Below are 20,938 nucleotides of genomic sequence, written 5' to 3' on the forward strand. Positions count from 1 at the left end.
TCTTAGAAACACTGGTGAGAGAAGATCGGGGTCCGAGCGTGCCCGGACCCCGATACTTCAAGCCATACGATCAGTCACGAGCCTTCTCGCGCATCTCCCAGGTCTCAATGATGTCGCCTTCGGCGATGTCCTTGTGACCCAGCGTGATACCGCACTCGTAGCCCTCGCGGACCTCGGTGACGTCATCCTTCTCGCGACGCAGGGACACGATCTCGAGATTATCGGCGACAACCACACCATCGCGCACCAGGCGAGCCTTGGTGCCACGCTTGATCGTGCCGGAGCGGACGATCGAACCGGCGATGTTGCCGAACTTGCCGGAGCGGAAGACCTGACGGATCTCCGCGGTACCCAGCTGGACCTCCTCGTAGATCGGCTTGAGCATGCCCTTAAGGGCCGCCTCAATGTCGTCGATCGCAGAGTAGATGACGTTGTAGTACTTGATCTCGACGCCCTCGGCATCCGCCATCTCGGCCACGCGCTCGGCGGGACGGACGTTGAAGCCGATGATGACCGCGTTGTCGACGGTCGCCAGGTTGACGTCGTTCTGCGTGATCGCACCGACGCCTCGGTGGATGATACGCAGCGCGACCTCATCGCCCACGTCGATGCGCAGCAGCGAGTCTTCCAGGGCCTCGACGGCACCGGACACGTCGCCCTTGATGACCAGGTTGAGGGTGTCGACCTCGCCCTCGGCCAGGACCTTGTCGAAGTCCTCCAGGGAGACGCGCTTGCGGCGCTTGGCCAGCAGGGCCTGACGCTCGGCGGCCTCACGCTTGTCGGCGATCTGGCGGGCCGTGCGGTCATCCGGCGCGACCAGGAAGGAGTCGCCGGCGCGCGGGACGGACGTGAGACCCAGGACCGCAACGGGCGTCGACGGGCCGGCCTCGGAGACGTCGTTACCGCCGTCATCGAACATAGCGCGCACGCGGCCGTAGGACGAGCCGACCACGAGGGAGTCGCCCACGTGGAGCGTGCCGCGCTGGACCAGCATGGTCGCGACGGCGCCGCGGCCCTTGTCCAGGTTCGCTTCGATGGCGACGCCACGTGCGTCGGTGTTCGGGTTGGCTTCAAGGGTCAGCGCAGCGTCGGCGGTCAGCAGGACAGCCTCGAGCAGCTCGCGGATGCCCTTGCGCTGCTTAGCGGAGATGTTCACGAACATGACGTCGCCGCCGTACTCTTCCGCGACCAGGCCGTACTCGGTGAGCTGGGAGCGGATCTTCTCCGGGTTCGCCGTGTCCTTATCGACCTTGTTCACCGCGACGACGATCGGGACGCCGGCGGCCTGCGCGTGGTTGATAGCCTCAACCGTCTGGGGCATGACGCCGTCATCGGCAGCGACCACGAGGATCGCAATGTCGGTGACCTGAGCGCCACGTGCACGCATGGCCGTGAAGGCCTCGTGACCGGGGGTATCGATGAAGGTGATCGGGCGGACGGTGCCGTCCTCAGCCTTGACCGTGACCTGGTAGGCGCCGATGTGCTGGGTGATGCCGCCGTGCTCGGTGTCGACGACGTCGGTGTGACGGATCGCGTCGAGCAGCTTGGTCTTACCGTGGTCGACGTGCCCCATGACGGTGACGACCGGCGGACGGGGCACCATATTCTCAGCGTCGTCGAGTTCTTCGGCCTCGAGATCGATGTCGAAGGACTCGAGCAGCTCGCGGTCCTCGTCCTCGGGGGAGACGACCTTGACGTCGTAGCCGAGCTCCGCGCCCAGGGCCTCGAAGGTGTCCTGGTCGAGGGACTGCGTGGCGGTCGCCATCTCGCCCAGGGCGAAGAGGACCGTCACGAGTGCTGCGGGATTGACATCAATCTTCTCGGCGAGGTCAGCAAGGGATGCGCCCTGGCGGATGCGGATCTGCGCGCCGTTGCCGCGCGGGATCGACACACCGCCGATGACGGGTGCGTTCTGCTGCTCATACTCTTGACGCTTCGCGCGCTTCGACTTGCGTCCGCGCTGCGAGCGGCCGCCTCCGCGACCGAATGCGCCCGGCGTGGAGCCGCGACCGCCGCGGCCACCACCGCGGGGACCACCGAAGCCGCCGCCGTTGTTCTGGGGGGCGCCGCCGCCGGCACCTGCACCTGCTCCGCCGGGACGGGCGCCGCCGCGACCGCGTCCACCGCGGCCGGTGCGCTCACCACCGCCGTTACCGGAGGCAGCATTACGTGCGAAGTTCGCCTGGCCGGGCATCATGCCCGGGTTCGGACGGTTGCCGCCGGGGCGCGGGGCGCCGGGACGAGGACCACCGTTGCCGGAGGCACCCTGACGCGTGGCACCGGGGCGCGGACCACCGTTGCCGGATCCGCCCGGGCGCGGGGCGCCGGGACGAGGGCCGCCGGAGCCGCCGGGGCGAGGCATGCCCTGCGAGGAGGCGTAGGGGTTATTGCCCGGGCGCGGGCCACCGGGGCGCGGGCCGCCGGGGCGAGCCGGGCGCGGGGCGTCAGCGCGACGAGGCGCGGGCTTGGGGGCGCCGCCTTCCGCGCTCTTGCGGGTGGCGGGCTTGGGGGCGGCGTCGGCCTTCTTCGTACGAGGCTTGGGCGCGCCGGGTTTGGGCGCGTCACCCTTGGGGGCCGCGGCCTTGGGGGCAGCATCGGCAGCCTCCGCCTTGGGGGCGGCAGGCTTCTTCGCAGCAGGCTTGGCCGCGCTGGGCTTGGGGGCCTTGGCGGCGGGCTTTGCGTCCGCCTTCTTGGTCTTGGGGGCCGTCGCGAACTTCTCGCGCATCTGCCGCACGACGGGCGGTTCGAGCGAGGACGACGACGACTTGACGAATTCACCTGCTTCCTTCAGGTGACCCATCAGTTCTTTGCTGGTGATTCCGAGCTCTTTGGCGAGCTCGTGGACACGCAACTTTGCCACATTTCTCCATTCCGGAAGCGTCTCCGGTCCGGAGACGCCTTACTGATATTGCTGGCAGCTCATCGCTGGGTACTCATCGGGTGCCCATCAGCTTCCAACCCGCTTCCATTTTCTCGGCGTTGATGGCGCGTGGCCATCACTGGTGGTTGATCAACTCCTCCACGTCGTCCCACACGCCGTCCGTAACGTTTCCCGTTCGGAACGAGCGCGCAAGGCCGCGCCTGGCTCGGGCTTTCTGGACGCACCCCGCATCGGGGTGAACCCAGGCCCCTCGGCCCGGAAGAGTGGCCGTTCGGTCGAGGCGAATCGAACCGTCCGGCGAGCGAACGATCCGCACGAGAGCGGATCGATGCGCGTGTGCGCCGCATCCAATGCAGGTGCGCTGGGGCCCAGAGGCGGGCACTGGCGGCACAGAATACGACACAATCCCCTAGCTTAGTCCAGCTAAGGGATTGCTCGTCTCAGATTCTATGAGCGACTTGTCACGTCGTCGGGGGTCGAGACGCGCGAAGCAATCGCATCATCGCCGGTTTCCGTGTCGGCGTGGATGTCGATGTGGTAGTTCGTCAGGCGCGCGGCGAGGCGAGCATTCTGGCCTTCCTTGCCGATGGCGAGGGACAGCTGGAAGTCGGGGACGATGGCCGTCGCCGTGCGATTGTCCACGGAGTGGACGACGACGCGGGTAACGCGCGCGGGCGACAGCGAGTTGGCCACGAAGCGCGCCGGATCGTCGGAGTAGTCGACGATGTCGATCTTCTCCCCGCCCAGGTCGGCCATGACGGAGCGCACGCGCGCGCCCATCGGGCCGATGCAGGCGCCCTTGGCGTTAATGCCTTCGCGGGTGGCCGCCACGGCGATCTTCGTGCGATGGCCGGCCTCGCGGGCGATGGCCTTGATCTTGACGAGGCCTTGCTGGATTTCGGGAACCTCACGCTGGAAGAGGCCGGCGACGAGGTTGGGGTGGGTGCGCGACAGGGTGATGCGCGGGCCGCGCTCAGTGCGCTCGACGCCCACGACATAGGCGCGGATGCGGTCGCCGTGGCGGTAGGACTCGCCGGGGACCTTTTCACCGTCGGGCAGGACAGCCTCGAAGTCGTCGGAGACCTGGACCATCGTGGGGCGGCCGGGGCGCGGGGCCTGGACGGTGCCCGTGATGATCTGACCTTCACGCCCGGCGAAGTCACCGAAGACACGCTGGTCGTCGGCGTCGCGCAGACGCTGCATGATGACGGAGCGCGCCGTCGACTGAGCGATGCGGCCGAAGTTCTTCGGGGTGTCGTCGAACTCGCCGATCGGGTTGCCGTCCTCGTCCTCGTCCATGGCCATGACGGTGACGCGTCCGGTCTTCTTGTCGATCTCGATGCGGGCCTGGGAGATGGCACCGGGCAGGTTGTGGTACGCCTTGAGCAGCGCCTCTTCGATCGCGTCGACGAGGGTTTCGAGGCTAACGCCCTTCTCGTTTTCCACCATCCGCAGAGCGGTCATATCGATTTCCATGGTCTCCTACTTCCCCGTTCCAAAGTCGACGCGGGAACGCGCCTTCCTCATGTCCTGATACCCCATGGTAATCGATTCAACGACGTTGGTGGTCGTTGAGCCGGTCTCGCCCATCCTGCCCGTGGGGGTGATGACAGTTCCGAGGACAGCCGCCTCAGCCGGACCTTGGGTCGGAGGAGGCGGCTGTCGCGCTGCTCAAGCAAGCAAGCGCTTGCGGAGAGCGTCAGGGCAGGAAGTCGTTTGTCCAGGCACCCTCCAGATCTTCGATGCGGCTACCTTCTTCGAGCCAGCCGCCCTCGTCCATCCACGTCGTGTAAGAGGTGACGAGGTCTTCCTGGATCTCACCCCAGCGTCCCTCGGGGGTGAACCAAGAGTCTCGGATAGCACGCAGGGAGGCGCGCAGGACGTCGGGACGCACATGACACATGGGCCAGCTCATCGCCTCGACGGCACCATCCTCGTCTTCCATCGCTTCGCGGTAGCCGTTGGCCGCGGCGGCTAGGAAGGAGCGCACGAAGTCGGGGTTACGATCGAGCGTGTCTTGGCGCACCGAGAGGAAGTAGGAATGATGGGGGGCGACTCCCACCGAGTCGAATTCGAGGACCACGACCTCATCGAGAGGCGTGTTTCCCTGGAAGGGTTCCCACGCGCGCACATTCATGACGGCGTCGTAGAGGCCCTGTTCGACGGACCTCACGTCGGGTTCCCAGTTGCCGGGGTCCGCGAAGCGCACGAGCGCGGGGTCTGCTCCATCGGCGGCGACGGCCTCGCGCACCTCGTGGATGAGGCGAGCGACGGGAGGAACTGCCACGGTCTTGCCTTCCAGGTCGGCGAAGCGCGCAATCCCGGTCTCGGGCGTCGTAATGACGGAGCCGAGCTGGCGTTGGTTGAGTGTCGCGACCGCGACGAAGGGGGTACCGGTGGATCGCGATTGGAGGACGTGGCCCAGGCGCAGGGAGGCGATGTCGTATTCTCCGCGGGCGAGGACCTCGGGTGCCCCTCCCCTGTCGTATCCGTCTGAGAGGAGGTCCACATCAATTCCGGCGCGGGCGAAGCCTCCGTTTCGCCGGGCGAGGAAAAGTCCGGCGTGGTTGGGCCACGGGTGGACGTATTCGAGCATTACTCGTGTGACTGGCATGGTGTTCCTTCGTGTCGGGTACGCCCGTTGTTGGTAGTGAGGGCGTCTTCCACGCGGGCGCACAGGGCGTGGAATCGCTCGAGTCGGCGGGTACCGCGCCCACGCGGGTGCGGCAGGTCGATGCGGATACTGTCGGTGATGTGACCGGGCCGGGCACTCATGACGTGGACGGTGTCCGCGAGCTGAACGGCCTCGAGGATGTCGTGGGTAACGATGACGGTTGTCCGCGGATCCTTGTGGAGTAGGTCGGCGAGCCAGTCGCATACCTGTGCCCGGGTGAGTGCGTCGAGCGCCCCGAAGGGTTCGTCGAGGAGCATCGCCGACGTGGGGGTGAGCAACGTGCGAGCGAAGGCGACGCGGGCGCGCATACCCCCGGAGAGCTCGTCTGGCCGGTGGGAGGCGAAGGACCCCAGCCCGAGGCTGTCGAGGGTGGCGTCAGCTCGGGTGAGGGCGTCGCGCTTCGACGCACCGGCCAGGACGAGGGGAAGCGCCACGTTGTCGCGCACGCGCAGCCAGGGCGCGAGGGAGTCTGACTGCGGCATGAGGGCGCAGGACGCCGATTCGCTCGCCTTCCCTTGGCCTGTCGCATTGTCCGCACGCTCGAGTCCGGCGGCGATGCGGATGAGGGTGCTCTTCCCGCATCCAGATGGCCCGACCACGGCGGCAATCGTCCCCTCCTCAACGATGAGGTCTGCGCCGTCCAATGCGCGTACCTCTCCCTGGGAGGATCGGTAGGTCTTCGACACTGACGTCATTTCGATACGCCCAGGCGCGACCTGTTGTCTGCCCGGCGTGCGCCGCCACCGGCCTGGGAGGGAGCGGCGAGAGGTCAGGGCTTCAGCAGCAGCAACGATCGCGTACAGGATGATCGTCATGACCACGAGGGTGCCAGCGCCAGCGAAGACGAGGTCCGTACGGAAGGAGGACTGGGCGCTCAGGAGGAACACACCGAGTCCGCGTTTGGCCCCCATGAACTCCGCGGTTGCTGCGGATGCGAAAGCATAGGTGGCGGCGATGCGGATTCCAGAGAAGAGGTGGGTGTGCGCCCAGGGCAGGCGCGCGTGCAGCAGGATCCACATCCGCGAGGCCCCCGCGACTCCCATCGGGTCGGTGAGCGAGGTCGGTACACGCCCAAGCCCGCGCAGCAGGGCGAGAGCCACGGGAAAGGCCGTGAAGACTGCGACGACCACGATCTTCGAGGCCATGGTAAAGCCCATCCAGATGACCATGAGGGGCGCGACGGCCACGAGAGGGACCGTTTGGGAGACGACCAGGATCGGCATGGCGACGTGGGTGAGGCGCGGCCACAGCGAGGTGGTGAACGCGATGACGATGCCCACGGCGATACCCGCGATCAATCCGGCGATTCCTTCGACGCCCGTCGCCCAGGCGGCAGCGCTGAGCGAGGGCCAGCTGGCGGCGGCGGAGGCGAGGATAGTGGTCGGGGCAGGCAGGATACGCTGCGAGAGGCCGGAGGCGTGGTGGGCAAGTTGCCACACCACTACGACCACGCTCAGGGAGACACACGCCCATGCTGCGCGCGTGGCGTTGTCTCGCACGCGCGCAGCGACTGGGGTGGGGCTATTCGAGGAGGTCATTGCTCACCATGTCTGCTCCGGACAGCGGGGCGGACGCGGGTGCCCCGGACGCATCTTCGAGGAGTCCTTGCGCGAGCAGATAGTCGATGTAGCCCTGCCAGCGAGCCGGGTCGCCGTGGCCGACGCTTCCGGAGGAGTCCTGCCAGTACTTTGAGGAAAGAAGCTCCTGGCTGCGCGATGCTAGTTCGCGGTCGATCGCGGCGTCGGGGTTAGCGCTTATGAGGGCGTCCACTGCGGCAGACGGATCGGTGATGGCGTCCTTGTATCCGCGCTGGGTCGCCCGGATGAAGCGCTTAGCCAGGTCGGCGTGGTCCCGCAGGTAGGAGGGGGTTGCGACCAGTCCGAGCTCGGCGGGGGTCGTTTCGACTCCGTAGTCGGCGGGCATAAACCACTTCAGGGGAGTGCCTGCGAGTTCGGCTTCGATGCCTTCCCACGTCGTGAGGCCTTCGGCGTAGTCTGCGGTGCCGTTGTAGACGGCGGCATAGGCGCTCGTGCCGAGGAGGGCCGTCTCGACGTTTCCTTGCCCGCCGTCGTTGCGGATCATCGTTTGCACCTTCGCGACGCCCTCGGCCGCTCCCCACGTAGCGAAGAGTTTGCCGTCGAGATCAGCGGGCCGAGTAATGTCCGTGTTATCCGCGCGCACGGCGATCCCCTGCGAGGATTGTTGCTGGAGGTTGAACACCATGGTCATCTCGTCCCCTCGAGCGCGTCCGCTGATGACCGAGTAGGCGCCCTCGAAGGCGAAATCTGCTCCCCCTCCGAGTAGGACGGAGGCGGAACCCGCTTCGGAGTAGGGCAGGATGTCCACATCGATGCCCTCTTGTTCGTAGTAGCCACGCGCCATGGCGAGGTAGACGCCGGAGTGGTTGGTATTCGGGGTCCAGTCCAAAACGACGCTGACGCTCTGGCGTTGTGGGCTGCTCTGTGGGGTGCTCGCGTTGCCTGCGCACGATGCGAGCGCGAGCGCGCAGGCGGGCAGGAGGGCAGTCAGTGCTGCGAGTGGTCGTCTCATCGTTGGTCCTTTCAGTGGTGTGAGATCGCGTCGTCGAGCCATGCGAGGTAGTCGCGCCCGGGTGGGCGGGTGAACCATCGCGTGTGCTCACCGAAGAAAACGTCCAGGCACCAGTCGGCGCCGGGCATGGATCTGGTCGCCCCGTACTGGTATTCGATCCAGTTCAGGCCGGATTCGGCTTGAATCAGGGGCATGAGGGCGAGGAGGCCTCGCCGCTCGAGCGGGCTGAGGGGTCGCACTTCCTCGTATCCGTCGATGAGGGCGAGGGTGATGTCGCGGTGGACTGCTTCTTCGTCGCCGTCGACGATGCGGGTCCATTCGAAGGCGTTTCGTTCGATGATGAGAGCCAGGTCGTAGACGGAGGGGTTGCGGTCTGCCAGTCCGAAGTCGATGAACTCGGAGGGGGCCAGGCCCTTCCAGAAGACGTTGGAGACGTGCAGGTCTCCGTGCGTCCAGGAGGTGGGCAGCTGGGCGGCGATGGGGGCGTAGGCGGCCGCGAAGTCAAGGTGGGGTGCCCACTCGTCCTCGATGCGCCTGCCGGAGTCACGCAGGTAGGCCTGGACACCGGGACGCTCGGCGAGCCACTGGGGCAAGTCGCGGCGAGGGTCCTGCGCAAAGAGTCGCATCCTGGATTGATAGGCGCTCGGTGGGTTGAGCGCGGCGTGATAATCCGACGAGGCCAGGGCGAGGCGGGCGGTCATTGATCCGAGGGCGTGGGCTTCGTCGAGCGTGCCGGGAATCGTCCACGTGGGGTTGTCGCGGTAGCGGTCCTCACCGATGGCACCCTCGCACACTTCCCACGTCCCCGTCGGCGTTTCCCAGACGGTGTCAGAGTCGGCGAAGGGTAGGAATGCGGGGGTGGGAAATCCTCTCGCGCGGATGTGTGCGACGAGGCCGTGGACTGCGCGCAGATGGTCGGCGGGGACGGCACCGGGTGCGTAGCGTTTGATGAAGACTGTCGAGGTGCCTGCGTCGACGAGGATTCCCGCTGCTGTGGGGCGATGAGAGACCTGCAGGACGGTACCTGCGAGAGGGGTGGCGAGGCGGGTAAGCACCCGCTCGCATTCGCCTTCGGAGATGACGGGCCAGACCCTGGTCGTCACGTCAAGGTGTTTGTTGCTGTCGCTCACTACGGCTCTTTCGCGTGCGCGCACGAGCCTTCGTGGAAGAAGTGTCTGCGTCCCTACGCCGGTATGATCCGGATCAGGTGTGTCGGTCGGAGGATCGCCTCCCTCTCAGCCCCCTACTGTCAGGGCTCCCGTGCATCGCGTCACACTCTACACCCCGACGGGGGATATATCAAATAGATCACAGAAATATGCCCGGCTGCGTGGACGCAGCCGGGCACGTGAGCGGTGTGAGGAGCTTAGTCCCCCGACCCAAAGTCGACGCGGGAGCGCGCCTTCCTCATGTCCTGATAGTCAATGATCGTCGTTTCGCCGTCGACATCGATCGTTGCGCTGGTCTCGTTCGCGGCGACGACGCGTCCGGAGACGTAGCCGCCGGCTCGCAGCTTGATGCGCACGAGGCGTCCGATCTGTCGCATCCAGTGCCCGACCTTCGTGAGCTCGCGTTCGGCCCCGGGAGTAGACACTTCCAGCAAGTACTCGCCGTCGATCGGATCCGCAACGTCCAGGGCTTTCGAGACGGCGCGGGACACGTCTGCGAGCGTGTCGGAATCAATTCCACCTGCGCCGATCGGTGCCTCGACGATGACCCGCAGGAGCGGCATCGCATCTGAGCGCGAACGGATGACTGAGTCCAGTTCCAGTCCCGACTGTGCGACCACGGGAGCCAGCAGCTCCTCGAGCGGTCCCTCTGACGTGGACGATGCCATATGTGCCTATCTTTCTGTCGCGTAAGCGGGTCAGTTCCCTATCGTACCCGGGGTGTGGGATGATGCGGATGTGCGTTTCGCAAAACTGACTTTGACCACACGTCGCCTCCCCGGCCTCGCTGCGACTGGAGCGGCGCTTCTCGCGCTGTCCGCGTGCTCGTCCTCGTCCCTGCCGACTCTGTCTGGTTTTGACGCGGTGCGCGACCAGGCCGCGCGTACGGAGGCGGCAGCATCCGAGCGCGCGACCCAGCTCGCCGAGGTCGCGACAGAGTGCGCATCGTGTTCGGCTGCTCTGCGTTCCGTCGCGTCGGCGTCACATGAGCGGCTCGAGGCGCTGGGGGGCCTGTGGGATCCGTGGGGAGGGGCGGTGCCCGAGGGCGAGTCCGCTCCGGCTGCAGTCTCCGAGGCTCCCACCGACGTGTCTGCTTTCGTCTCGTGGTTGGCCCGCACAGCGACCCGCGACCTGGAGATCGCCGCTGACCCGAATCGCACGTCCTCCGAGGAGGCCCGCACGCTGTCGACCGCGTCGCTGGGCCGTTACGCGAGCGCCGTGACGATCGCCCACGCGTACGGCATCGAGGTGGACACGGGTCTGGATCAGGCGCTCCTTGTCAATGATCGAGTGAATGCTGCGTCGCGTCAGGGAGTCCAGGCCTGGTCCATTGATCTCTTTGACGCTCCGACGCTCTCGTCTTCCTTCGCCCCCTCGGGCAAGAAGCTGCCCGACTCTCAGGAACTGTCGACTGCGGTCGCAACCTGGGATTGCACGGCGTCCACCCTGCCGAAGGCTCAGGTCAGCGGCGGCTCCCTATCCGACGCGTACGCCGTGTCGGGCGAACTTCTGGTTCGCGCAGATATCGCCCTGCGTGCCGGTGCGACGGATACGCGTTCGCCTCGCTGCAACCTCGGTTTCCTTGACGCCCCGTCGCTAGCCGCCAATCTGCTGGCGGCGGACGCCGCGATGCTAGCCAGCGACTCCGCCGACGTGCGGGCAGCGGGGGCAAGCGCAGCATTGGCGGACATCGAGCAGTGGGCGCCTCGTGCCACGCTTCCCGCTCTCATCGGCGCACGCTGAGGCATTCCACCAACGCCCAGCAGGGGCGACTATAGGCAAACTACAGGGCCGCTCCCCGTTCGGGGAGCGGCCCTGTTTCGTCTTTCGCTCAGACCCTGGCGGCGATGTCGTCGCCGATCTGGGAGGTGGAGCGCACGAGCGGCGTTCCCGCCGCCGCAGCCTCGGCACGCGCCGCCATGTCGTCGTCGATAGCCGCGCGCACACGCTCTGCTTCCTCGGCGTAACCCATGAAGTCCAGCATGAGCGCGACCGACGAGATGGTCGCGGTCGGGTCGGCCTTACCCTGCCCCGCGATGTCGGGGGCGGAGCCGTGCACGGGCTCGAACATGGAGGGGTACTCGCGCGAGGGATTCAGGTTGCCCGATGCGCTCAGGCCAATGCCGCCGGTGACTGCCCCGGCCTCGTCGGTGAGGATATCGCCAAAAAGGTTATCGGTGACGATGACGTCGAAGCGGCCCGGGTCGGTGACCATGTAGATGGTGGCGGCATCGATGTGGCAGTAGTCGATGCTCACATCGGGATACTCCTCCCCGACCTCGTCGACGATGCGGCGCCACATGTGTCCGGCGTTGACCAGGACGTTGTGCTTGTGGACGAGGGTGAGGTGCTTCTTGCGCGAGGCGGCCGCCTCAAAGGCGTAGCGCACGACACGCTCGACGCCGTAGGCGGTGTTGACGCTGACCTCGGTCGCGATCTCATGCGGGGTGCCCACGCGCACGGCGCCACCGTTGCCGCAGTAGAGGCCCTCGGTGCCTTCGCGAACGACGACGAAGTCGATGTCGCCGGGGTTGGCCAGCGGGCTGGGCACGCCCTCGTAATACTTCGAGGGGCGCAGGTTCACGTAGTGATCGAGAGCGAAGCGCAGCTTGAGGAGCAGACCGCGCTCAAGGACGCCGGAGGGCACGGAGGGATCGCCGACCGCACCCAGAAGGATGACGTCGTGGTGCTTGATCGCTTCAAGGTCCTCGTCGGTCAGGGTGTCGCCGGTGGCGTGCCAGCGCTCGGCACCCAGGTTGAAGTGGGTGGTGGAGTAGTCGATGCCCTTGTCCGCCAGGACGCGGTCCAGGACCTTCAGGCCTTCGGGGACGATTTCCTTGCCGATGCCGTCTCCGGGGATTACTGCGATGTTCAGTGTCATGACTCCATCTTCCCCCGCGTCTGTGCCGCGCGTCCGCACGGGTCCAACCCGTGGTCTCTTTGGGCCGTGACGTCCCCCATAGACGAGGCCGGGGCCGGGAGGGCACTCACGCTCCCCCGGCCCCGGCCGCGATAGATATGGATCAGATCCACGCACCCGAAGATGCGAAGTAGTACCAGCGGCCGTCGATCATCTGCCAGCCGGTGACCATGTGGCCGTCGCCGGCGAAGTAGTACCAGGCGGAGCCGAGCTGCTGCCAACCGGTGAGCATGGCACCCGAGGGGGCCAGGTAGTACCAGCTACCGGCGTGCTGCCAGCCGGTGAGCATCGCGCCGGAGGCGGAGAAGAGGTACCAGGTGCCGTCGATCTGGGTCCAGCCGGTGGCCATCGCACCGGTCGCAGGATCGAGGTAGTACCAGCTACCGGCGTCCGTGAGCCATCCGCTCGCGCGGGCACCGTAGGCGTTGTAGTAGCTCCACACGCCGCCCTGGTTATCCCAGCCGGTGACCATCATGCCATCTGCGCCGAAGCGGTAGGTGGCCTCGCCAATGACGATCGTCTGGTTCATCGCGTAGCTGGAGTCTTCCAGCTGCCACTTCCAACCCGAACCGGTGTTGACCCAGTGGGCGGGAGTGGCCGTCGGGTTCGGTTCCGGGGCGGGCTGCGGCTGCGGGTCCGGCGTGGGCTCGGGCTCGGGGGCGTCCTCTTCGCCGGGGTCGGTCAGGCCGAGGTAGGTGGCGTCCAGTCGCATGAACTCGATGTTCTTGTAGCCGCCGGACTCGTACAGCAGGCCCCAGGTACCATCACCGAGGGGGTGCAGCGTCGAGTAGGCCATCTCGCCGCTCTCGAAGACCTTGCCGTCGTTCCAGGTGAAGCCGTCATCGTAGGAGATGCGAATCGTACCGTTGGCGCGGGCGCTGGAGGAGTCGGCGTTGGAGAAGAGCAGGACGCGGGCGCGCGCGGAGCCCTCGGGGGCATCCGGGTAGGCGCGCACGATGGAGGCGTTGTTACGCGGATCTGTCAGGTCCCAGTTGTGGCGGAAGGGGCCCCAGGTCTCGCCGCCGTCGTAGGAGATGGCTTCGAGGCGCTGGCCGGCGGTGCCCTGCGTGCGCGAGTTGAGGAGCAGGCGACCGTCGGAGAGCTCGACGACCTTGTTCTCGTCGGCGCTGCCCTCGGTGGGTGCGCCGGGCTTCCAGGTCTGCCCGTGGTCGTCGGAGTAGACGGAGACGGCCATGAGCGAGGTCGTTCCGGTGTTGGCAACGGCGTACTGCTGAATGAGGCGACCGGCGTGGGCGCCGTAGCGCAGCTGGATGCCTTCACCGGAGGAAGCAAAGCGGGTGAACCACTTGTCCCCGTATCCGGCGGTCACCTGGTCGGTGATGGTGCGCGGGTTCACCCAGGTCTCACCGTTGTCGTGGGACTCGACGACGTGGGCATGCAGGATGTTACGCGCCGCAGGATCGGTGCCCAGCTGGGACTGGAAGAGGCCGGCATCGTAGGACTTCACCGAGAACAGGAAGATCGTTCCGGTGGTGCGGTCCACGACGAAGGAGGGGTCGGAGTAGCCGATCTTCTGGGCGCCGGGGGTGCCGGCGAGGGCGGTCTTGATCGGGGTCCAGGACTTACCGCCATCCTTGGAGATGCGGTAGACGATGGAGTTGGCCTGAGGCGCGTCCTGGCAGGTGTTCGGGCGACCGTCCCACGAGGCGATGATCCAGCCGTTGTTGGCGGTGGTCAGAGCGGGGATGCGGTGGCAGCTGAATCCGGCGAGGCCGGGGGACGCGAGGCGAACCTTGTCGCCGATCGCGTAGTCCTGCGGGGTCTCCAGCGGATCCGGGGCCGGGGGACGATCGCCCTGGGCGACGGTCACCGGGTCTGCGTTGGCAGTAATGCCACCGGCGATGACGTCGGTGCCGTTGCGGTCACGGGTGGCTGCCCACGTTGAGGTGGGGGTGAAGCTACCGGCTGCTACGTCTGCTGCCGTCACGGTGTGGGTCGCGGTCGTGCACTGCTTGGTCGTGTGCGCGGCCAGGTTGTGCCAGCGGCAGTTGGGGGCACCGGTGGTGAGAACGCCGGATAGGTTGGAGTCCACCGGGAAGACGGTGAGCGCATTGTCGGTGTTGTTGGTGTAGGTGAAGGTGACGGTGATGAGGTCGCCCTCGTACACCTTGTCTCCGTGGGAGTCGGTGCGAGTGGCGGTGACGGTGATCGGGGCCGATTCTTCATCGGTTGTCGCGACCACCGTGGGAGCGGCGGCGTCAGTGTCACTGGTGGGCGTTGCAAACGCGGGAACTGAGAGCGTCGCGCATAGCAGCGCTGCTCCCGAGAGGGCCGCGAGGGCACGCCCGTAGTGGCGGAGGGTCATCGTTGGTCCTTCCGATGTGGGTGGTCATTCTGAGGCGAGCAAGTCATATCTCACTCTCCACAAGATTCATCATACAAATTTAGATGCTGACCAACCAGTTATACGACATGTATGCGCCCCATCAGACCCCATGGATAACGCAAAACCATAAGGACGCGAACAACTGTCACACCCCACTTGCTCGCCAGCTTCGCTCAGAAGGAGCCAATAGCACCATCCCAACGCACACGGACAGCTTCAGGTGTCACACTCTGTGCCTAAGGCATGATAGCGGCGCGCTTCCCGCCAACAAGCCAGCTCCCAATCGGTCAAACCCCATCTCTCTTGACCGAGTGACAGAGCTCGAACGTACACCCGACACACGTTTCCAGCGCGAAGAGAAGATTGGCTTGGGACAACGATGGGACCGCGCGCGATCGCGAGCACGACACCACGACGCTACAAGCTCCAAATTGTTGCCTCGCTCGAGCTCACGACAAGCGGCGCACGCATTGCCGTCAGCACTGAGAGGCCCTCGGTCCGTCTTGGCGCATCCACAGAGGCCAAACCCGAGCGCCGCCTCTGGCTCGCGGCAGACGAACGCATAGACCAGCCCCGGCCTCGTCCCATGTAGGAACGAGGCCGGGGCGTGACGCTATCCGAAACGGAGCTCGAGATCAGCGCGCGGCGCTGCCCTCGGTGTAGTCCTCGTCGGAGTCGGTCCAGCCGAAGGCCTTGCGCAGCTTCTGGCCGGTCTTCTCGATCGGGTGGGCCTCTTCCTCGGCGCGCAGCGCCTTGAACTCGAGGGCGCCGTTATCCTGATCGGCAATGAACTTGCGAGCGAAGGTGCCGTCCTGAATGTCGGCCAGAACAGCCTTCATGGCCTCCTTGGAGGACTCGTTGATGACGCGCGGGCCGGAGACGTAGTCGCCGTACTCAGCGGTGTCGGAGCAGGACCAACGCTGCTTGGTGATGCCGCCCTCGTTGATGAGGTCGACGATCAGCTTCATCTCGTGGCAGACCTCGAAGTAGGCGATCTCGGGCTGGTAGCCAGCCTCGACCAGGGTCTCGAAGCCGGCCTGGATCAGGTGGGAGACGCCGCCACACAGGACAGCCTGCTCGCCGAACAGGTCGGTTTCGGTCTCTTCGGTGAAGGTCGTCTTGATGACGCCGGCGCGGGTGCCGCCGATGGCCTTCGCGTAGGACAGGACGAGGTCCCAGGCCTGGCCGGAGGCGTCCACCTCAACGGCGACGACGTCCGGGGTGCCCTTGCCCTGGGTGTAGGTCTCGCGGACCTTGTGGCCGGGGCCCTTGGGGGCGACCATGACGACGTCGTGGCCCTCGGGGACCTCGATGTAGCCGTAGCGGATGTTGAAGCCGTGCGCGAAGAGGAGGGCGGCGCCTTCCTTCAGGTTGGGGGCAACCTGCTCGGCGTACACGTAGCGCTGGACCTGGTCGGGCAGCAGCAGCGAGACGACGTCGCCCTCAGCGACGGCCTCGGCCACGTCCTTGACCTCAAGGCCGGCGGCCTCAGCCTTGGCCCAGGAGGAGGAACCGGGGCGCAGGCCGACGACCACGTCAACTCCGGAATCCTTCAGGTTCAGCGCGTGCGCGTGACCCTGCGAACCGTAACCAATGATGGCAACCTTCTTGGACTGGATCAGCGACAGGTCTGCGCCGTCGTCGTAGATGATTTCTGCCATTTTCATTTCTCCTTCAGTTGATCCGTGATCGAGCGCGACCCGCGGCCGATAGCCACGGCGCCCGACTGGACGAGTTCGGTGACGCCGTAGGGCTCCAGGGCCCGCAGCAGCGCCTCCAGCTTGGATAGGGAGCCGATCGATTCGATGACGACCGACTCGGGTTGCACGTCGACGACGTGTGCGCGGAACAGGTCCACGATCTGCAGGACCGAGGTGCGACGGGTCTCGTCAGCCTGGACCTTCATCATGAGCAGACGCCGTTCGACGGAGTCTTCGGGTTCAAGCTCGACGACCTTGAGGACGTTGATGAGCTTGTTGAGCTGCTTGACCACCTGCTCGATGGGCGCGGAGTCTGCGTCCACGATGATGGTCATGCGGGAGATCTCCGGGTGTTCGGTCTCTCCCACGGTCAGCGACTTGATATTAAAGGCGCGGCGGGCGAAAAGCGCGGCGACGCGAGTGAGCACGCCGGGCTTGTTTTCGACCAACACGGCCAGAGTGTGACGATTCGTCATCAGTCTTCCACCTCCCAGTCGGGCGCCATGCCCTTGGCGTAACGAATCTCATCGTTGGACACACCCGCGGCGACCATCGGCCAGACCATCGAGTCCTTGGAGACGCGGAAGTCAATGAGAACGGGGCGATCGTTGATCGACATGGCCCATTCGATGGCCTCGTCGACCTCGTCGATGGAGCGAACGGTGCGCGCCGCCATGCCGTAGGCCTGCGCGAGCATCTCGAAGTTGGGGATCTGCTCGCCCTCGACGGGGTTGAGCGTCGTGTTCGAGTAGCGCTTGCCGAAGAACAGGGACTGCCACTGGCGGACCATGCCCAGCACCGAGTTGTTGATGAGGGCGACCTTGATCGGGATGTTGTTGATCGTGCAGGTGGCCAGTTCCTGGTTGGTCATCTGGAAGGAGCCGTCGCCGTCAATCGCCCACACGACCTTGTCGGGGGCAGCGACCTGGGCGCCCATGGCTGCGGGGATGCAGTAGCCCATGGTGCCGGAGCCGGACGAGGAGATGAAGCTGCGCGGGTTGTCGAGCGTGATGAACTGGGCGGACCACATCTGGTGCTGGCCCACGCCCGTCACGTAGATCGCCTCGGGGCCGACCTTGTCGGAGAGCTTCTTGATGACTTCCTGGGGTGCCATCATGCCGTCTTCGGGCTCGGCCCATCCGATCGGGTACTTGGTACGCAGGCGGTCGAGGTAGCGCCACCATCCGGAGATATCCGCCTTGTTTTCCGACGAGGCCTGGGCAATTTCCTCGGTGAGGATCGGCAGGGCAGTCGCCAGGTCGGCGACGATCGGGATGTCGGCGTGGCGGTTCTTCGAGATCTCCGCGGCGTCGATGTCGATGTGCACGACGGTGGCGCGGGGCGCGAAGGAGTCGAGGCGGCCCGTCACGCGGTCGTCGAAGCGGGCGCCGAGGGCCACGATCAGGTCGGCGCGCTGGAGGGCACCGACGGCCGCCACGGTGCCGTGCATGCCGGGCATGCCGAGGTTGTGGCGATCAGAGTCGGGGAACGCTCCGCGGGCGGTCAGCGTGGTGACGACGGGGGCGTTCGTGACCTCGACAAGGTCGGCGAGGGCGTCGGTGGAGCCGGAGCGCACGATGCCGCCGCCCACGTAGAGCACGGGGGCCTGGGCGTCGGCGATCGCGCGGGCAGCCGCGCGCACCTGCTTCATGTTCGGCTTGTCCGCGACGCGGTAGCCGGGCAGGTCGATGGCGGGAGGCCAGGAGAAGTCCATCTCCGCGACCTGCGCGGACTTGGTGATGTCCACGAGGACCGGGCCGGGGCGGCCGGTGCCCGCGAGGTGGAAGGCCTCGGCCAGGCGCGCGGGGATCTCCGCGGGATCCGTGACGAGGAAAGAGTGCTTGGTGATGGGCATCGACGCGCCCACGACGTCAGCTTCCTGGAAGGCGTCGCTGCCGATCAGGGATGCGCCGACCTGACCCGAGATCACGACGATCGGGACCGAGTCCATGCAGGCGTCGCCCAGGGCCGTCAGCACGTTGGTAGCGCCGGGGCCAGACGTCACGATCGCGCAGCCGACCTTACCGGTGGCCAGAGCGTAGCCTTCGGCGGCGTGGCCCGCGCCCTGCTCGTGACGGACAAGAATGTGGCGGATGGACGTCGACGCCAGCAGCGGGTCGTAGGTCGGCAGAATTGCGCCACCGGGCATACCGAACACGTCGGTAACGCCCAGGGCCTCGAGGCTGGCCACGATAGCCTCGGCTCCGGTCATGCGGGTGGTGTTGGCGGTGTCGCTCACCATTCGTCCTCTCAATCGTTGGGACCGTCTCAAAGAAAAAACCCCGTCAGATCCGGCTTTCGCGCGGATGCGGGGAATTCGGCGTGCGATCCATCCTCACGTTACACGGCAGGCATCGCACGCCCGGGTACGATGACCAGAGCGCGAATTCCAATTCCGCGAACGTTGAGCATGCCTTTACCGTATCTCTCCCGAGCGCTGCTCTCTTGTTCATCTCATTGTGCGGAACTTCCGGCTCTCATCGCCATCTAGGCCAAAGGACTGAGATACACAGCACGCTTTACTGGTTAAATTGACTCATACCTCATATCACAATCCACAACACGGAGACTTCATCGTGCATCAGGTATTCGAGATTCTGAGCGAACAGCCAGTTCTGTTCCTCTTCCTTCTCATCGGTATAGGCATGGCGTTCGGCCATGTGAAAATCAGGGGCATTAGCCTCGGCGCCGCCGCCGTTCTGTTCTTTGCCATCGTGTTGGCTGCGTGGGCGCAGTCCTACGACATCGAGCTGCGAGTCACCCCTCAGCTGGGTACTCTCGGCCTGACGCTCTTCACGTTCGCGATCGGCATCAACTCGGGTGCGTCGTTCTTCCACAACCTGAAGACCGCCGTCGGCCCGATTCTGTCGATGGTTGCCCTCTACGGCATCACCGCCACCGTCGGCCTCTACCTCGGTAAGGCCATGGGCATGGACGTTCCGCTCATCGCCGGTACCTTTGCGGGCTCGGTGACGAACACACCCGCTCTGGCCGCTGCCGGCGAGGCCTCCGGCGATCCTGCACGTGCGACGGTCGGCTACTCGATCGCCTACCTCTTCGGCGTCATCGGCATGCTTGCCGCTTCGATGGCCGCACTGCACTACGGCCGCAACGATAAGGACGCTCCCTCTCCCCTGTCGAACCGCACGATCCGCGTCGAGCGCGACGACCACCCCTTCGTCGGCGACATCTACGAGAAGCTCGGCGAGAAGGTCTCCTTCTCCCGTCTGCGCCGCGGCGAGACCGGCCCAATCACCCGTCCCCAGATGTCGGACACCCTGGATCCTGGTGACCTCGTGACGGTCGTCGGTCCCCGCGAGCTCGTCGCACGTGCGGCAACGGAGCTCGGCCACGCGTCCTCTCACTCCCTCATGCAGGACCGCTCCTACCTGGACTTCCGCCGCATGACGATCTCCAACCCGAAGGTCGCCGGACGCACGGTCGCCTCGCTCGGCCTCGCCAAGGAGTTCTCCGCGACGATCTCGCGCGTGCGCCGCGGCGACGTCGACATGGTCGCTGAGCCGGGCCTCGTCCTCCAGCAGGGTGACCGTGTGCGCGTCGTCGCTCCCACGTCCAAGATGGCCGAGATTACGAAGTTCTTCGGTGACTCGAGTCATGGTCTCACGGATCTCAACCCGATCGCCCTGGGCATCGGCATGGCGCTGGGTATTGCGATCGGCGAGCTGCCGATCCTGACCCCCTCCGGCGAGTACTTCTCGATCGGTTCCGCCGCCGGCACGCTCATCGTGGGCCTCATCTTCGGCCGCGTCGGCCGCATCGGCCCCATCGCGACGGCTCTGCCCTTCACGACCTGCCAGGTGATGGCCGAGCTCGGCCTGCTCATCTTCCTCGCGCAGGCAGGCGCGAAGGCCGGTGGACAGATCCTCGAGGCGTTCACCTCGGGCGCATGGATCAGCATCTTCGCCCTCGGCTTTATCATGACGTCGATTATGGCGATCGGCCTGTACTGCACAATGCGTTGGCTCTTCAAGATGGGTGGCACGAAGCTTGCCGGTCTGCTCGGTGGCGCTCAGACGCAGCCCGCCGTTCTCGCCTTCGCGAACGGCCGCACCAACGCCGATCCTCGCGTGGCGCTCGGCTACGCACTCGTCTACCCGGTCGCGATGGTTGGAAAGATCGTCGTCGCACAGATCCTGGGCGGCATGTAGCGGTAGTTTCTCCCGCGGGTTCGATCCTGCGACAACAATGGGGCCGGTCCTTTCGGGCCGGCCCCATTCGTATGCCCTCTCGCCATCTCCTAGGCGCGTCACGGGAACTGCACCACCAATACCCATCAGGACCGCTACGGGGCCTGCTCGGCGCCATGCGGTGCCCGTGGGCGACGCCGGGGTCAGGTAACCAAAAGCCAACACGTGGCCTGCTAGGCCTGGCTGCGGTGCCCGTGGCCGGTGGCGTGGCCTGGTAGCAAAGAAGCAGCGCCTGATCCGACGCAATCGCCTGATCTATCCTCGCGGCGTCGCCTTTGTTCCGGGCACCGCATGGCCTGCCCGCCCGCTCGTCGCCCGCGCCGCGAGCTGCGCTCGGCGCGTCGCCTCGAAGCCCGGCCAGGCCCCGCAGGCCCTGCGATGCCCTCCACAAGGGCGACGCTTGCTCAGTACGTTGTCATAACCCTCTATGCCTGCTAACTCGGCCTACGCACAAACGAGGCCGCGACCGGTTTCCCGGCCACGGCCTCG

Annotated in this window: 15 protein-coding genes and 1 riboswitch; of the genes, 2 read left to right on the top strand and 13 right to left on the bottom strand. The window is 66.1% G+C overall.

Annotated elements, in window-relative coordinates; translation table 11 throughout:
- Nucleotides 1–70 precede the first annotated feature (70 nt).
- The 8 genes from infB to rimP form a co-directional block, all read right to left on the bottom strand.
- Nucleotides 71–2,860, bottom strand: a complete 2,790-nt coding sequence (infB, locus tag ACTODO_RS07450) for a translation initiation factor IF-2 (protein WP_034512310.1) — start codon at nt 2,858–2,860, stop codon at nt 71–73.
- A 136-nt stretch (nt 2,861–2,996) separates the two neighbouring features.
- On the bottom strand, nt 2,997–3,284 hold the full coding sequence (locus tag ACTODO_RS10625; protein ID WP_309315478.1) for a YlxR family protein: 288 nt from the start codon (nt 3,282–3,284) through the stop codon (nt 2,997–2,999).
- 44 nt (nt 3,285–3,328) lie between these two features.
- On the bottom strand, nt 3,329–4,357 hold the full coding sequence (nusA, locus tag ACTODO_RS07455; RefSeq protein WP_003792747.1) for a transcription termination factor NusA: 1,029 nt from the start codon (nt 4,355–4,357) through the stop codon (nt 3,329–3,331).
- 223 nt (nt 4,358–4,580) lie between these two features.
- Nucleotides 4,581–5,495: an ABC transporter substrate-binding protein gene (locus tag ACTODO_RS07460; protein WP_244262538.1), complete on the bottom strand. Its 915-nt coding sequence runs from the start codon at nt 5,493–5,495 to the stop codon at nt 4,581–4,583.
- A complete protein-coding gene (locus tag ACTODO_RS10325) occupies nt 5,477–7,093 on the bottom strand; it encodes an ATP-binding cassette domain-containing protein (RefSeq protein WP_244262539.1) in 1,617 nt (538 codons plus the stop codon). Before ACTODO_RS10325 ends, ACTODO_RS07460 begins: the two co-directional genes overlap by 19 nt.
- Entirely contained in the window at nt 7,077–8,105 is a 1,029-nt protein-coding gene (locus tag ACTODO_RS07470) for an ABC transporter substrate-binding protein (protein WP_034512312.1), read from the bottom strand. The genes ACTODO_RS10325 and ACTODO_RS07470 overlap by 17 nt, the downstream gene beginning before the upstream one ends.
- A gap of 11 nt (nt 8,106–8,116) precedes the next feature.
- Nucleotides 8,117–9,208, bottom strand: a complete 1,092-nt coding sequence (locus ACTODO_RS07475; protein ID WP_244262540.1) for a phosphotransferase enzyme family protein — start codon at nt 9,206–9,208, stop codon at nt 8,117–8,119.
- A gap of 60 nt (nt 9,209–9,268) precedes the next feature.
- A riboswitch (TPP riboswitch) is annotated at nt 9,269–9,376 on the bottom strand.
- A gap of 95 nt (nt 9,377–9,471) precedes the next feature.
- On the bottom strand, nt 9,472–9,942 hold the full coding sequence (rimP, locus tag ACTODO_RS07480; RefSeq protein WP_003792753.1) for a ribosome maturation factor RimP: 471 nt from the start codon (nt 9,940–9,942) through the stop codon (nt 9,472–9,474).
- 70 nt (nt 9,943–10,012) lie between these two features.
- On the opposite strand from rimP, the gene ACTODO_RS07485 reads away from it, so the two are divergent.
- Nucleotides 10,013–11,017, top strand: a complete 1,005-nt coding sequence (locus ACTODO_RS07485; RefSeq protein ID WP_034512316.1) for a hypothetical protein — start codon at nt 10,013–10,015, stop codon at nt 11,015–11,017.
- Between the two features lie 88 nt (nt 11,018–11,105).
- Here the strand turns inward: ACTODO_RS07485 and ACTODO_RS07490 are convergent, their stop codons facing one another.
- The 5 genes from ACTODO_RS07490 to ACTODO_RS07510 form a co-directional block, all read right to left on the bottom strand.
- Entirely contained in the window at nt 11,106–12,155 is a 1,050-nt protein-coding gene (locus ACTODO_RS07490; protein ID WP_003792756.1) for a 3-isopropylmalate dehydrogenase, read from the bottom strand.
- Nucleotides 12,156–12,297: 142 nt separating this feature from the next.
- Nucleotides 12,298–14,520: an exo-alpha-sialidase gene (locus tag ACTODO_RS07495; protein ID WP_003792757.1), complete on the bottom strand. Its 2,223-nt coding sequence runs from the start codon at nt 14,518–14,520 to the stop codon at nt 12,298–12,300.
- 656 nt (nt 14,521–15,176) lie between these two features.
- Nucleotides 15,177–16,202 (bottom strand): ketol-acid reductoisomerase, encoded by a 1,026-nt coding sequence (ilvC, locus tag ACTODO_RS07500; protein ID WP_034467551.1) that lies wholly within the window; start codon nt 16,200–16,202, stop codon nt 15,177–15,179.
- A 2-nt stretch (nt 16,203–16,204) separates the two neighbouring features.
- Entirely contained in the window at nt 16,205–16,717 is a 513-nt protein-coding gene (gene ilvN / locus ACTODO_RS07505) for an acetolactate synthase small subunit (RefSeq protein WP_003792759.1), read from the bottom strand.
- Complete coding sequence (locus ACTODO_RS07510; RefSeq protein WP_003792760.1) at nt 16,717–18,483, bottom strand: acetolactate synthase large subunit; 1,767 nt, start codon at nt 18,481–18,483, stop codon at nt 16,717–16,719. The genes ilvN and ACTODO_RS07510 overlap by 1 nt, the downstream gene beginning before the upstream one ends.
- A 334-nt stretch (nt 18,484–18,817) precedes the next feature.
- Between ACTODO_RS07510 and ACTODO_RS07515 the strand changes: the two genes are divergently transcribed.
- The gene (locus tag ACTODO_RS07515) at nt 18,818–20,410 is read left to right on the top strand and encodes an aspartate:alanine exchanger family transporter (RefSeq protein ID WP_034512319.1); all 1,593 of its coding nucleotides are present in this window, start codon (nt 18,818–18,820) and stop codon (nt 20,408–20,410) included.
- The last annotated feature ends 528 nt before the right edge of the window (nt 20,411–20,938 follow it).

It is taken from the genome of Schaalia dentiphila ATCC 17982 (genome assembly GCF_000154225.1).
Lineage (GTDB): Bacteria > Actinomycetota > Actinomycetes > Actinomycetales > Actinomycetaceae > Pauljensenia > Pauljensenia dentiphila.